This is a genomic window from Brevundimonas sp. BH3 (assembly GCF_045345115.1).
Classification (GTDB): Bacteria; Pseudomonadota; Alphaproteobacteria; order Caulobacterales; family Caulobacteraceae; genus Brevundimonas.
In genome coordinates this window covers 1,895,799-1,910,170 of sequence record NZ_CP150796.1, presented here as the reverse complement: position 1 = coordinate 1,910,170, position 14,372 = coordinate 1,895,799, and the positions used below count along the sequence as shown (strand labels likewise).

Annotated in this window: 10 protein-coding genes; 4 read left to right on the top strand and 6 right to left on the bottom strand. The window is 60.5% G+C overall.

What is annotated here, in order from left to right:
• Nucleotides 1-48: 48 nt before the first annotated feature.
• Nucleotides 49-858, top strand: a complete 810-nt coding sequence (locus tag WEU32_RS09345; protein ID WP_406851704.1) for a LytTR family DNA-binding domain-containing protein — start codon at nt 49-51, stop codon at nt 856-858.
• Here WEU32_RS09345 and astB read toward each other — a convergent pair.
• Genes astB through WEU32_RS09325 form a run of 4 tightly spaced genes read right to left on the bottom strand, consistent with a single transcriptional unit; the run spans nt 855 to nt 5,888 of the window.
• Nucleotides 855-2,192: an N-succinylarginine dihydrolase gene (astB, locus tag WEU32_RS09340; RefSeq protein WP_406851703.1), complete on the bottom strand. Its 1,338-nt coding sequence runs from the start codon at nt 2,190-2,192 to the stop codon at nt 855-857. The genes WEU32_RS09345 and astB overlap by 4 nt on opposite strands.
• A complete protein-coding gene (gene astD, locus WEU32_RS09335; protein WP_406851702.1) occupies nt 2,192-3,607 on the bottom strand; it encodes a succinylglutamate-semialdehyde dehydrogenase in 1,416 nt (471 codons plus the stop codon). The genes astB and astD overlap by 1 nt, the downstream gene beginning before the upstream one ends.
• A gap of 19 nt (nt 3,608-3,626) precedes the next feature.
• Nucleotides 3,627-4,634 (bottom strand): arginine N-succinyltransferase, encoded by a 1,008-nt coding sequence (locus WEU32_RS09330; RefSeq protein WP_406851701.1) that lies wholly within the window; start codon nt 4,632-4,634, stop codon nt 3,627-3,629.
• Nucleotides 4,635-4,637: 3 nt separating this feature from the next.
• Nucleotides 4,638-5,888, bottom strand: a complete 1,251-nt coding sequence (locus tag WEU32_RS09325) for a hydrolase (RefSeq protein ID WP_406851700.1) — start codon at nt 5,886-5,888, stop codon at nt 4,638-4,640.
• A gap of 116 nt (nt 5,889-6,004) precedes the next feature.
• Here WEU32_RS09325 and WEU32_RS09320 point away from each other — a divergent pair, with 116 nt between their 5' ends.
• The 3 genes from WEU32_RS09320 (at nt 6,005) to WEU32_RS09310 (ending at nt 7,409) form a co-directional block, all read left to right on the top strand.
• Nucleotides 6,005-6,442 carry a hypothetical protein gene (locus WEU32_RS09320; RefSeq protein WP_406851699.1) on the top strand — a complete coding sequence of 146 codons (438 nt, stop codon included), beginning with the start codon at nt 6,005-6,007 and terminating at the stop codon, nt 6,440-6,442.
• 95 nt (nt 6,443-6,537) lie between these two features.
• On the top strand, nt 6,538-7,071 hold the full coding sequence (locus WEU32_RS09315) for a hypothetical protein (protein ID WP_406851698.1): 534 nt from the start codon (nt 6,538-6,540) through the stop codon (nt 7,069-7,071).
• Nucleotides 7,068-7,409 carry an arsenate reductase family protein gene (locus tag WEU32_RS09310; RefSeq protein WP_312812661.1) on the top strand — a complete coding sequence of 114 codons (342 nt, stop codon included), beginning with the start codon at nt 7,068-7,070 and terminating at the stop codon, nt 7,407-7,409. Before WEU32_RS09315 ends, WEU32_RS09310 begins: the two co-directional genes overlap by 4 nt.
• Nucleotides 7,410-7,478: 69 nt before the next feature.
• Here WEU32_RS09310 and WEU32_RS09305 read toward each other — a convergent pair whose 3' ends face one another.
• Together WEU32_RS09305 and WEU32_RS09300 are read right to left on the bottom strand one after the other, a co-directional pair.
• Nucleotides 7,479-11,882, bottom strand: a complete 4,404-nt coding sequence (locus WEU32_RS09305) for a translocation/assembly module TamB domain-containing protein (protein ID WP_406851697.1) — start codon at nt 11,880-11,882, stop codon at nt 7,479-7,481.
• Complete coding sequence (locus tag WEU32_RS09300) at nt 11,879-14,356, bottom strand: autotransporter assembly complex protein TamA (protein ID WP_406851696.1); 2,478 nt, start codon at nt 14,354-14,356, stop codon at nt 11,879-11,881. Before WEU32_RS09300 ends, WEU32_RS09305 begins: the two co-directional genes overlap by 4 nt.
• Nucleotides 14,357-14,372: the final 16 nt, after the last annotated feature.

Sequence of the window (14,372 nt, the reverse complement as noted above, 5' to 3'; positions counted from 1 at the left end):
AATAGGCCCGATAAAGGGGCCAGACGGGGAGCGGCTGTGACGAGTGGCGTGAACAGTGTGACGAGCGGTGCGGACAGGTCGGATCTGTTTCGCGGGGGGCTTCTGTTGCTGGCCTGTGCCGGTGTGGTCACCACCATCAATATCGTGACCACATGGGTGGATACGGCAGACGCCCATCGCTGGGAGCCAGTGGTGTGGGAGGTAAGCAGCCTGATCGGGCTGGTTTGTGCGCTTTGGATTCCGTGGCTGGCTGCGGCGCGTGCGCCTGCGGACCAGTTATTGTCGGCCGGATGGAAAACGCGCCTGCATTTCGTGGCCGTACATGGTGCAGCAGTGGTGGCCTATTCGGTGCTGCATGTGGCGGTGTTCATCGTGCTGCGACAACTGGCCTATGTCGTGATGGACCATGGCCCGTACACGTTCGGCAACCACTTCCTGTTCGAGTTCCGCAAGGACATTCTGGTCTATTTGCTGTTCATCACCGTGTTCTGGGGCGTGGCCGAGGTGCGCCGCAACCGCAAGGACGAGGTGCGCCCTGTCAGTTTCGATATCCGAGACGGGGCACGGATTATACGGGTGCCGCTGAACGATATTCTGGCTGTGGCCTCGGCGGGTAACTATGTCGAGTTCCATCTGGCCGACGGACGAAAACCCCTGATGCGAGCGACGCTGGCGGCAGTCGAGGCGCGTCTGGAACCAGTCGGTTTTGTGCGCAGCCACCGTTCATGGCTGGTGAATCCGGCGCGAATGACAGGGCTGGTGCCTGTCGGTTCCGGTGACTGGACGGTCGGTCTAGGACCACTGGAAGCACCGCTGTCACGGCGCTATCCACAGGCACTGGAGCGGCTGAAGGCTTAGGGCCGCTGGAACGGGTAGAAGTCTCGGCCGAGGTTGAGGATGGCGCTGAGTTCATCCAGAGCGCCACGGCTTTCGATCAGCAATGACGGATCGGCAAGGTCGGCAGGACGCAACTCGTCACGATACCAGCGCAGGGCCCAGACGGTCAGACGGGCATAAAGCTCGTCGGTCATGCGCATGGCGGGGTTGGTGGCGGCCAGTTCTTCGTCGGTCAGCACGACCCGCAGGCGCAGACAGGCAGGGCCACCGCCATTGGCCATGGACTGGCGCACATCGACATATTCCACGCGGCCAATCGGGCCGTTAGAGGCTGCAATCTGTTCGGCAACGGCGTGACTGCGCGGGTTGTCGCGGGTTTCGGTGGGGCAGATCAGGGTCAGCCGATCATCACCGGGCAGGCGTACCAGCATGGAGTTGAACAGATAGGAACTGATGGCATCGCCCAGCGGCAGGTCGGTGGCGGATACCTCTACGAACTTTGGCTCGAACCCTTTGGCGGCGGCGCGTATGGCGGCCTTGGTCGCGTTGGTGTCTTCAAAGGCCAGTTCGTGGAAGAACAGCGTGTCCAGCGCGCCCACACAGACCACATCATTGTGGAAGGTGCCGCCTGCGATGGCGGCGCGTGATTGCTGGGCCAGCACCGCACCCGAAGCCCCGTGGCGGCGCATGATGGCCTCGCATGCCTCATAGGTCTGACGGGCGGGGTAGGGACCGTTCCAGTTCTCGAACGCCTTGCGGCCCCAGACCATCAGGTTGACGCCCACATCACCATGATCGGCGCACAGACGTACATGGTTGGCTGCGCCTTCGTCGGCCAGATGGGCGACGGGGGACAGGGCATCATGAACGGCGAACTTGCGGCTGTCGGGGAAGAGGGTGTTTAGCGCCCGCTGGGTCTGCTGGTGCTCCAGCGAACGGTGTAGGTTGGTGACGAGGTTGGCGGGGGTGAAATGTACACGGCCATCGGTGCTGTCGGCGCTGGGCGTGACGGTGGCCGCATTGGCCGCCCACATTGGGGATGCCGAACAGGCGGCAGCGGCAAAGGATGGTGCATCCTTCCAAGCACGTTCCAGCACTTGGGCGTCGGTGCCTGCAAAGCCCAGCGAGCGCAGGAACGGGATGTTCGGGCGCTCGTGCGGGGGCAGGATGAATTGCGGTAGACCCAGATCGGCCAGACGCTTCATCTTCTCCAGCCCCTGCAACACAGCCGCGCGCGGATTGGACGCCACGCCCTTGTTCAGGCTGGACGCCAGATTACCCGGCGACAGCCCTGCATAGGAGTGGGTTGGCCCGATCAGGCCATCGGCATTGGTTTCGATGGCCTGTGCAGACATTATTTCAGGCCTTTGATTTCGTTCGTGATGTTAGCCACGCTTTGCGCTTCGAAGCTGGCGACCGGATAGGCGCAGTAGTCGGCGGCGTAATAGGCGCTGGGGCGGTGGTTGCCGCTGGAACCGAGGCCACCAAAAGGCATGTCACCCGCCGCGCCGGTGGTTGGGCGGTTGAAGTTGACAACGCCCGCACGGATGGTGGTGATGAAGCGATCCCACAGCGAAACATCGTCGCTGATCAGGCCCGCCGACAGGCCGTAACGAGTGTCGTTGGCGGCGGTCAAAGCATCTTCGAAGCTGTCCACGCGGATCACCGACAGGAAGGGCGCAAAGATTTCCTCGTCCGGAACGTCCACGCCGGTCACGTCGATGATGGCCGGTTTGACGAAGGCCTCGGACAGGCCGTCGATATTGCCCGAGGCGCGGATCACCTTGGCCCCCATGTCGATGCGGGCTTGTAGATCGGCGAGGGCCTTTTGCGCGGCGCGAGCCGAAATCAGCGGGCCGCCATAGACCTCGGCATTGCCGTTCCACGGACCAAAGCTCAGACGGTCGGACAGTTTGGCGACGGCCTCGACAACGGCATCGCCTTGCGGGCCGTTCGGCACGATCAGACGACGTGCGCAGGAACAACGCTGGCCCGAGGTGATGAAGGCTGATTGCACTACATGGGTAGCCGCAGCCTCGGGATCGGCCACATCCCACACCACCAGCGGGTTATTGCCGCCCAGTTCCAGCGCGAGGATCACATGCGGATCATCGGCAAACTTCTTGCGGAAATGGGCACCGGCGGCACCCGATCCGGTGAACATCAGGGCGTCGATCTTTTGGTCCAACAGGGCCGCGCCGACTTCCTTGCCGCCTTGAACCAGATTGATAACGCCATCCGGTACGCCCGCTTCCAGCAGGCATTCGACCATGATCTGGCCGGTCAGGGGTGCTTCTTCGGACGGTTTGAACACGACCGTATCGCCCGCCAGCAGGGCCGGGACGATATGGCCGTTGGGCAGGTGGCCGGGGAAGTTGAACGGGCCAAGCACAGCCGCGACACCATGCGGGCGATGGCGCAGCACGGCGCGGCCAAAGGCCATGTCATTGCTGCGCTCGCCGGTACGCTCGTTATAGGCGCGGATGGAGATATCCACCTTGCCCTGCATGATGGTGGCTTCGGCCTGTGTTTCCCATAGGGCCTTGCCGGTTTCGCGGCTGATGGCCTCGGCGATTTCGGAGCTACGCTCCTTCAGGCGGACCTGATAGGCCTTCATGATGGCAATGCGCGCTTCACGCGAACGTAGCGCCCAGTCGGAGAGGGCCGTGCGGGCCTTGGCGACAGCGGCGGCCACCTGTTCGGCGGTGGTTTCCACGCCTTCCCAAACGATTTCGCCGGTGGTGGGATCAATGGACTGGAACTGGGGCATGAAACGGCTCTGTTGAGGGTCAGACTTTGACGCGGACGATATCGCCGGTCTTCACACGAAGAGCGCGGGCGGCATCGGCGGGGATGGTGACGCTGTCACCGTGGATATCGACCTTAACGCGTACGGCGCGGAAATTGGCGATGCTGTCGGTTGAAACCAGAGCCGGAAGCTCTGCCTGAATATCTTCGCCCAGTTCGACCTTCAGGGCGCGGGCATCACGCACGGTGCGGATATTGTCGCGGCCGCAGGAAACCGTGGGGCCGGCATCGAAAATATCGACCAGACCATTGATGCGGAAGCCTTCGGATTCCAGCAGCGCCATGGCGGGAATGCCCTGCGGATGGACCTTGCCGATCACGGCGCGGGCTGGTTCAGGCAGAAGCTCGACATAGATGGGGTGGCGCGGGGCCAGATCGAGGATGAACTGTTTGTCGGTCGATCCGGTCATGCGGTCGGCGTCGTCAAAGTCCATCGGGAAGAATTTGTGCGCCACATGATCCCAGAACGGACAGGCCCCATCCGGCGTGAACACACCACGCAACTCGGCCAGTACATTGTCGGCGAACATTTCCGGCTGGGCACCGATCAGCATATAGCGCGACTGGGCCAACAGGCGACCTGCGCCCCCGCGCCGACGATCGGCCTTGAGGAACAGCGAGCCGACTTCGGACCAGCCCGCGCATTCATTCACCAGCACCAGTGTCTGGTGGTTCAGCTTTACGCCCAGAGACGGTGACTGGACGATGTTGTTGACCAGACGGAACGAGAAGAACGGGCGTTTCAGACCGACCGTGGCCTTGACCGAACCGATACCGTCAATGTCTCCGGTATCGCTGTCTTCCAGCATCAGAGTGTACCACGCCTCTTCCCACGGGACTTGGCCGAGGAAGCTTTTCTGGCTCAGTTCCAGACGCTCGGTCAGGACATCGGCATCTTCGGGCAGGCTGGTAAAACCGGGACCGGACAGGATGGCCAGTTCCAGCAGATGAGCCAGATCGGCAGGGCCGGCAGGACGTACAATAAGCATGGACTACAGGGTCTCCAGTCGGAGCTGTTTCAGCTTGAGGGCGTCAATCTCGCCCGAAGCGATCTTGCACAAAATAAGGGCCGACAGGCGGGCGCGGTCACCGAAACTGTCGGGCCACGCATATTCCTGATCGGAATGGATATCGCCGCCGATGACGCCCAGCGTATCGACATTGGGCAGACCGGCGGCATGAAGATTATTGCCCTCGCAGACACCGCCCGAGGACTGCCAGCGTATGGCTTGCCCCAACAGGTCGCCGACGTTTTTCACCGCGCCGAACAGGGCGGTCTGGCTGGCATCCATAGGCTTGGGCGCACGCGTCATGCCACCATGAAGATGCAGGTGCAGGCCTTCAAGTGGCGGTGACTTGCAGATGTCGTCGATGGCATCCACCACCCATGAGGCGCTTTGGGCATCGGGCACCCGCACATTGAAGCGCACCACGGCATTGTCGGCGACGACGTTCAGCGGGCCACCGCCGTCGATCTTGGCGACATTGACCGTCACACCTGCGCGCTGGCCATTCAGGCTGTGCAGCTTGGCGGCGATCATGCCGGCACCTGCAATAGCATTGGCACCTTCGTGGAAGGCACGGCCCGCATGGGCGGCCTTGCCGTGGACGATCAGGTGATAGTTGCCGCTGCCTTTTCGCTCACCCGCCAGAGTGCCGTCGGCCATGGCGGGTTCATAGGTCAGGCCGATATGGCCGCGGGCCCCCAGCTCGGCTAGCAGGGGTGCAGAACCCGGAGAGCCGATTTCCTCGTCGGGGCTGAGGAGCGCGGTCCAGCCGACGCGATCTTTGAGCGGATGTGCCTCGAAGGCTTCGAGGGCCCCCAGCATGACGCTGATCCCGCCCTTCATATCGGCAATGCCGGGGCCGTTCAGCGCACCGTCGTCGCGCGTAACAACACGCTGGAACGGGCTGTTCTCGGCAAAGACGGTATCATAGTGGCCGGTTAGAACGATCTGGATCGGCGCATCGGGGCGGCAGGTGATTTTGAGGGCAGGGGCATAGGTGTCAACGCTGACCGAACCATCGGCGGCGACGCTGCTGGATGTGCCGGTCGGCACGCGCTCTATCTTGGCGGGCAGGACGGAGAAGGCATCTTCCAGTGCCGCAAGCACAGCCAGAAGGCCCGCCGTGTTGCGGCTGCCCGAGTTGATATTGGCCCAGTCAACGGCTCGCCCGATAAGGACGTCGCCGTGCAAGGCGGGACTGCCGAGGACGGTGTGATCGTGCGGGTCCAGATTCATCTACACACCCTAATCCGGCAAAGAACAAAGGTGAAGGAGCGGTGTTTTCTATCGACGCTTATGGGAATCGCGGGCTCTTGCCGATAGGATTTTACCCTTCAGGGCCGGAGTTACGCATGAACCGTCGATTTTCCTCACCGTTTGCCAATATCGAATCGCGTGAACAGGCCATGTCGATGGCGCGCTATAGCGTCGCGGGCTTTGGCCTGTGGGGTGTCGTGTTGTTGATGCAGGCCGGACTGGTCTGGTGGGGACCGGAACGTGCGGACAGCGCGGGGTCTACATTGGGATTTTTGGTATTTCAGTTCATTGCGGTGACTGTTGCCGGTCTGTTTCAGGCGCGCAAACCAAACCGTATTTTGCCGGTTTTTGGTGTAGCCTGGAATCTGTTCGAGCTGTCTTCGTTGATGGTAGGGCTGATGGTCGGAATGCCAATGGCCGTCAGTGGTCTGCCAGCCTGGGCAGCGGCCCTTTCATCGGGCGCAGTATTAGTATGCGTGATTTTGCACATCGGGGGTTTGCGCGGGACCGTGGCTCTGTCACGTTTTTCCTGACAATGCCGACCGAGCGCAAGACCTGCATAAGGTTTTGCATGCTAGAGGGAATAATGTGCCGATAAAGTCGGTGCAGGGTGGGGGCTTTGGAAATAATGACCGATATCGGTTTCGTTAAAAGCATCTGGCAGGGACCGGAGACCCGTCAACACGCCATGATGCATGCGCGTCTGGCATCGGTTGTTTTAGTGCTTTCGGCATTGGCCAGTACGATCCGCTACTGGGTGACCTTGCCGACCAAGGCCGAGATGCTGGACCGGATGCGCGATGTGCGCGGTCCCGTGACGCTGGACGAAGCTGGCGTTGATCTGGTGTTGTTCGAGAAGATCGCCGAAATCATGCGCTGGGTCGGGGCTGGTATCACCTTGACCACTGTGGCGGGGATGCTTGCATTGGCCATCTGGCAGTGGAAACGGCCGGGCTGGGTGATCCCGCTGATTTTTCTGGTGATGACACTGGCGGGTATAGTGTTGGTGCTGTCTGCGATGATGCAGCCGTCCTATCGTTCGGCACTGACGGATTCCGTGAACCGCCTCAATTGGGCACTGAACCTGATACTTGCTCTTGTGATGATCGCCGCCTATCGCGGGGGTCGCATCTATCAAAAGCTCAGGGACGCTAAGCCGTGACCGTGACCCTCTATCACAACCCCAAATGCTCGACCTCCCGCAAGGCGCTGGAGTTGTTGCAGGAAAAAGGCATCCAGACCGAAGTTGTCGAATATCTGAAAACCGGATGGACGGCAGATGTGCTGGACCGTCTAGCGCAATCGACGGGCAAGGGTTTTGCAGGTCTTTTGCGGATGCGCGAGGAAGAGGCCAAGGCTCTGGTCGCGGATGGTGCATCCGATGATGCGATCCGTGCGGCCATGATCGCCAATCCGGTTCTGGTAGAGCGCCCCATTATTGAAACGCCAAAGGGTGCGAGACTGGGGCGTCCTCTGGAAGCCATTCTGGAAGTTCTCTGACAATCTTTCCGAGGCAGAATTGAAAAAGGCCGGACGCAATGTCCGGCCTTTTTGTTTGTGCCCTGATCACTAGTTACTGGGCTTGCGCCATCTAACCGAGATGATGGCATCGCCATCGCCTTCCATAGTTGAGGTCACAGCCACATTGTTACGGACCTGCCATTCCACATTGATGGCCGGACCGTTGCGGCCACCGCTCTGGATCTCGAGGAACAGGTTCTTGCCGATGCGACGTCCGCCCGAAATCATCAGGTCGGTGCCGTCACCACTGAAGGACAGGCTGTCCAGCTGTGCCAGTTGACGCAAACCGCCCAGAACATCCAGACCGCCACCACCTGCCAGAGAGGCGACACTGGAGGCCAGTTGCGCCGCTTCGATGGCCGACAGCTGCGTGACCGAGCGACCGAACAGGACACGCGCGAGGATTTCGTCCTGCGGCAGTTCCGGCTCTGATGTCAGCTCGATACGGGGCATAGCCGCCGTGCCGGTCACATTGATGACGGCAGTGATGTCGGCATCCTCGCGGCGAGCCGACAGGTTCAGCCTGATCCGCTCGGGAGACGTATCAAGCGTGGCATAGCCGGACGGATCGAAGCTGAAACGCTTGCCGCCGAACTCGTAGGTACCACGCACCACTTCGGCGCGGCCGTTCAGACGCGGTGAAGTCAACGATCCCTGTATGCTCGCATTGGAGCTGAGCATCAGGTCCAGTCCGCGACCGCGAACCATGATGCTTTCAGCATTCAGATTGACGTTCAAACGTACCGGCGTGCGACCCAGATCGGAGAAGCCAGAAGCATTGCTCTGACCATTGCCGGAGGTGGGGCGTGCTGCTGCTCTCTGGAGCGGGGGGAGATGAGCCGGACGGTTGTACTCGACCACGTCCATACGGGTAATGCCCGTGCTGGGCGGGAAGGTCGGGCTGATCTCGGCGCTGTTCACGTCCAGACGGCCTGTCAGATTGATGACCGAGCCATTGTGCAGGGCATTGATCTTGCCCGAGGCCACGACCGTCGCGGTTTCAGAACGGACAATACGGAAATTGTTCAGATCAACGGTCAGGCCGCCGCTGCTTATGCGGGCATTACGGGCATTGTCCGCCTGCCAGCCTTCGCAGGGGGGCAGTTCGGATTCCACGCGGGTCTGACGATAGCCGGGGCGCAGGGCCACGTAACCGTAGCCACACAGAGTGCCCTGACTGAAGTCATTGCCGCTGAGATGCTGGACCGAGACACCGTTATTGGAGGCATGGGCGTCCAGATTCAGCTTACGGATCAGGGCACCGGTGGCGACATCCTCGAACGTGCCGTCACGCAGGTGGATGGCGCCGTCGATCGACGGTGCCTTGGGGGTTCCGCTGATGGTCAATGCGGTGGTGAGACGGCCTGACATCTTGCGATCCAGTCCGTCGAACAGGTTCCACAACGGGCCGATCTGGCCATTTGTGCGAACCATGCCGGACAGCGGGCCGTCCATATTGACCCCGAGGCCGAACAGCGAACCCGTATTGGTTACAGGAACCGTCACATCCAGATTGCTGGCGTTCGGGGTCGAACCGGCATTGTTCAACAGAGGACTGTTCACCAGCAGCTTCAGATCGTTGGCATCCAGCGTGGCCTGTACATTCAGGTCAACACTGGTGGCATTGCTGCCTTCGGCATCGCTGGTGGCAAGGTTGTCGAGTTTCAGTCCACGCGTCGTGCCGCTTAGATATTGTCCGGCATCGCCAACTAGCACTTCACCACTGATATTGCCGCGCATGTCGGGCACCAGCAACGAAATCGGCAAGCCATTCAGGTTGGCATGAAGGTGCCAGCTGTGGCGATCATAGCCAAAACCAGAACGCGCGCCATCCTTGGCCGTCAGATGCACGACACGCGCACCTGCGGCATTGGTCAGCGGCAGATCCGCATAGACACGGTCCTTGTTGATGCGGACATAGGATGGGGCAGCGGCACGCAAGGTCTGACCACGCAGCGCCACGGTTCCGACCGGATAGAAGCTGTGCTGATCGCCTGCATTTTCATAGATCAGGCTACCATTATATTGCACCGGCAAGGCACCGCCGATGCCGATATTGAGGGTTGTCAGCTCAAGACGTTCCAGCGAGCCGGTACCCGCCACATCCACGGTATTGATCGGGATATTGACGCCCGCGATGCGCAGGTTGCGTCCTCGGATATTGATGGCGCTAGGCTCGTTCTCGACCAGTTTGACCGTGCCATCCAGCCAGCCGGACTGGACTAGTGCCCCCGGACGGGCCGAGACACGAAGGTCGGCTCTGGACGGGGTGGAGCCGGTCAGGGTGACGGAACCGGCGGCACGGACGCCGCCTGCATTCACGTTCAGGTCGCTGAGGCGTATGCCGTCGGGAATAAAGCTGTAGAAGCTGCGGGCATAGGCCGGATGGCCGCCCATTGTGCCGCGCAGATCGACAAAGCCATTCGTCTGATTGGCGTGCGGACGCTTGCTGTAATTGACTGCCAGCATGGCATTATCCAGCGACACATTGTCGGCCAGACGGATTTGTTTGAAGTCTGAACGCAGATTGACGACCGGATAGTTCAGGCTGCCGGTCAGGGCACCCGATCCACGGATGGATTCAGGGATGGAAATCGGGCCGATCAGGAACTCGCCCGCAGCATTCCAGTTCAGCTTAAGCGCCAGATTGCCGTTGTTGAACTGGCCCATAGCATTGACGAAGGTATTCTTGTCGCCGTCCAGACGCCCCTGCGTCACGGACAGAACGCCCTGGTTCAAATTGCCTGACAGTTTGAGTTTGGGACGATCACCCAGCAGACGATCCGCTTCGGTAAAACCGGTCTTGATGCGGTTGCCTATGCCGTCCAGCGACAAACTCCACGGCGCGCGGGCGCGCGGGGAACTGGCCGAGATACGAGCATTGAAAGCGCCCTTGGCCTTGGGCGACAGGCGTGACAGGTCCTTGAGGGCGATGTCGCCGTCAAACTTCAGGCCACCGGCCAGATTGCGTCCGCCTGATCCGGTCAGGCTGGCGGCCTGACCTTGCAAGTCGATCTTGCGCAGAAGAATGGCCCCGTCCTTAAGCATGGAGAGGGACACATCCAGTGATGGCGCTGATCCCAGAAGGCCGCCAATCATACCGTCTGTAGAAGCCCCTGCAGCGCGAAGCTGGCCCTGCAGATTATACTCGCCGCGTGTTGCCGACAGCTCCACCGGACCAGCCAGACGGGCCATGCGATATTCGGTCACCTCGGCATTCTCGGCGGCCAGATCGCCTTTCAGCGAGAACTCGCTGGCATCGCCGCTAAAAACGCCTTTGAAGCTGGTGGCATCGGCCAGTTTCACGCCGGCAAGGCGCGAGAGTGACGGTGTTGCGACCTCTAGGGCAATGTTCTCGGCCTTCATGCCGCCCTTGGTCAGCACGGAACCGGAGGCGGATGACTGGATGTTGTCAGCAATCAGACGCCAGCCAATGTTCTGCACACCTTCACGTTGTTTGTCGGGGAAGGCGGCAAAGCCGATCCTTGCTGTGCGACCGATCCGGTCGATAAACGGGGCCAGCAGATCTGAACCCGAGAAGTCCATATAGCCGGACAGACGTGAACCTTCCTCGGCGAAGCGCCCCTTGACGCTGAGCGGGGTAAAGTTGCCGGTCTTCATCACGATGTCGGCGCGGTTGCCATCCACCACGGCGACCGCAGAGAAAGGCACATCCGGCGAATAGCCCATGGCTCCCGCCAGAGGGCCGCCCATGGCCTCCTGTGCCTGAAGGTTCAGACGCAGTTCTTCGGGCTTGTCGCTAAAGGTTGCGGCCAGTTTCAGGAAGTCGCCCGGACGGCTGAGACTCCGCGCATCGACATTGGCCTTTTTTGCGCCGTTGCGCGGAATATTCGCATCGCCGGAAAGCCGCCAGTGACCATATTCCTTGGAGAAATCCTCCATCAGATGGATGTCGGTTGCGAACTTGTCGATATCCACACTGATGGGCATGGGACCACTGGGTTCCGTCGGTGGCTCCAGAACCGGACGGCGCAGCACATTAATGCTCTTGGCCGTGATCTCGTCGGCGTGGAAACGACGCATGACCAGCGGCCAGAACGACCAGTCCACGCGCACATCTTCGGCAGTCAGCCACGCTCCGTTGATGTCTGTGACCGTGATTTTGTCGATAGTGAAATCGTCAAACAGGTCTCCTTTGACGCCTTCAACCTTGATGGCCCCGTAACGACCGATCTTCTTGCCGGCAATAAAACTGGTGACCAGTCCGCGACCGGCATCGGACAATAGGTAATAGCGCCCGCCAACAAGGGCGATGACGCCCACCCCCACCAGAGCTCCAATACCTATCCCCGTAAAGACCGCGACAGTACGCAAAAGCGAGCGTTTGCGGCGGCGCTTTTTCGCGCGCTCGGCAGGAGCCTGTTCTTCGGAAGTCGCGGCTTCGTGTTCAGGTGTGTGTTCAGGTTCTGGCGTGGAGGGCGTTTCGGTCAAAACGACTGGCCGATGCTGATATAGAGTTGGAAGTCGGAGTCACCTTCACGCTTGTTCAGAGGGAAGGCAACATCGGCGCGGATCGGACCGAATGGCAGTTTGTAGCGAACACCCACCCCGGCACCGTATCGCATATTGCTCAGGTTGGGGGTGGCCTCGAAGCCGACAGCACCGGCATCGACAAAGGCCACAGCCTGCCAATTGTCACGAACGTCGCGGCGAACCTCGAATGAGGCTTCAAACAGGCCAAGGCCCCCGCGAGGTGTATTGTCAGGCAGGCGCGGGTTGATGCTTTGATAGGAATAACCGCGAACCGATCCGCCGCCACCCGAATACATCAGGCGCGAGGAGGGGATAACCAGTTCGTCACCGCCGACAATGGAGCCGATCTTGACGCGGCCAGCCAGAACCGTGGCGTCGTCCTCGCCCAGTCCGTAATAGGCACTGGCATCGCCCACAGTCCGCAGGAAGAAGACAGTGTCTTCACCCGTCACGGCAGTGGGCTGTACAGACAGGCTGGCCTTCCAGCCTTGGGTCGGGTCCAGTGGATCATTGGACTGATCTGTGCGCATAGCGCCGCGCAGGGTCACAATGGCCAGATCGCGATCCAGATTCAGCGCCTGTTGCGTGATCGGGTCATAACGCACCTCGGCATAACGTCCGGTATCCAGACCAAGCCCGACCGAGGCCCACCATTTGTCGCCACGACGCTCTGAAACATCGGCATCGATAGTCAGAGCCTGACGTTCATAGGCATCGGTGATTTCATTGACGACAAAGGCGCTGGCCGAAATGGTGCGTCCACGTTTGCGGAAGTGCGGGCGGGTCCAGTCCAGACCGATACGGCTGTCGATATCGGCCAGGCGCAAGATGTAGCGAAGAGTGTCGGCTTGACCAAAACGGTTGAACTGGCTTTGCACCAGTTCGACACCGACGCCGTCCTGTGTGGCATAGGACACGGCCGCTTCTAGTAGTTTCTTATCGCGGTCGACCAACTGCACCTGAACTTCACGCAGGGCATCGGTGTCTGCAGTATCCGTATTGCGCGTAGGGCCGGCAACGCCATCTTCGATCGTCTGGATAGGCTGGGCCGGGCGCTCCAGATTGACAGATACCGAGTTGTAGACGCCGGTATCCGAAAGGTCTTTTTCCAGTCGGTTCAGAAGTTCGGGCGAATAGATATCGCCTTCTTTCCACGTGACTAAAGACTGAACGAATTTCGGTCGTGTTCGCGTGCGCGGTGTGTCTTCATCAGTGCGACTGTCGCGGGCAGCGGTGTTCCTATCATCGGAACGGGAGCGTGAAGTCTCTGCGCGCGACGCTAGAGAGCCACGGGCAGAGGTCGAAATGTCATCCGTACCCAGCAAGAAGACATCTTCTTTCAGGCGAACCAGCTGACCGGCCTGAATCACGAAGAAGGGAATAACCACATTGCCCGTATGACCTGCATAGCGCTGGCTTTCCGGTACCGGGGCAGGGAGGGCCGCGTCGTCGTTACCGTCTGCGCCCTGTCCATTTTGCAATCGGTCTAGTGGATTTTGACTGTCCGGACTGATGGCTCCATTGGATTCATCGGTGACATTTTGTGCGGGCGGGGTCGAGCCGATCAGCTCTTGATGTAGCTGCTCCGCAAGGCGGGCAATCGTTTCATTGCCGGGAGTCTCTGCTTCCGCATCGGCGGATGGCACAGTCAAAATTTCTCCCGTCTCCGGATCACGCTGTGGAGACGAGACTGCGGAACGGGTGTCCGGGTGGATGACGTGAACCTGCCGTGGATGGGCGCGGGCATCGGCGAAACCGTCTTCGCGCAGGGCGCGCAGGATACGGGCCTCGGCGGCTATAATGTCCTCAGCGCGCGCGGGCTTGCCTTCAAGCTGTATTGCTTTGCGGGCATCTTCAACAACATTGCGGGCTTCGTTACGGTCGTCTGCAGGCCGTACGGGCGGCGCGGTATCAAAAACGCGCGTGTCATAGGTGATGGTGCGGTTGCTGGCAGGATCGTTGGGCGGGGCAATATCGCTGGCCGTTGCGGGCGGGATATTGGCTTCGTCCTCGATTGAAGTCGGCTTGTTGGTGATGTTTACCAGCAGCAGGCTGTCGGTCCACTTGATGGCCGGATCATCAACCGTAAAGCGCGTACCGGGATAGACGCACAGATGCGGCGGTGCATTGGTGCCTGTTGTCTCGGTATGGCTGACATAACCGCCATAATATCCCTCCGAGCGCAAAAGCTCGGTGGCCAGCTCGATGGCGCGCTCGGTGGATGCGCGTCTGCGCGAAGCTGTGGCGAGTTCGTTTCCACCCGCTTCGCCAATGGCCTGACGCAGTCGGTCGTCAAGATCGCCATAATTGCTTCTTTGGGGCGAGCAGAATTCAAATGTGGCTCGCGGTTGTGCGGCCAAACTCGGCGTTGCGGACATAACCAGAGCGCAGACTGCGACGCTGGAAAACAGAAAGCCGTGGCGACCGGTCAAAACAAGTCCTTCCCAA

Coding starts and splice junctions, on each gene's coding strand:
- astB (WP_406851703.1), bottom strand. CDS start 2,192: ATGTCTGCACAGGCCATCGAAACCAATGCCGATGGCCTGATCGGGCCA.
- astD (WP_406851702.1), bottom strand. CDS start 3,607: ATGCCCCAGTTCCAGTCCATTGATCCCACCACCGGCGAAATCGTTTGG.
- WEU32_RS09330 (WP_406851701.1), bottom strand. CDS start 4,634: ATGCTTATTGTACGTCCTGCCGGCCCTGCCGATCTGGCTCATCTGCTG.
- WEU32_RS09325 (WP_406851700.1), bottom strand. CDS start 5,888: ATGAATCTGGACCCGCACGATCACACCGTCCTCGGCAGTCCCGCCTTG.
- WEU32_RS09320 (WP_406851699.1), top strand. CDS start 6,005: ATGAACCGTCGATTTTCCTCACCGTTTGCCAATATCGAATCGCGTGAA.
- WEU32_RS09315 (WP_406851698.1), top strand. CDS start 6,538: ATGACCGATATCGGTTTCGTTAAAAGCATCTGGCAGGGACCGGAGACC.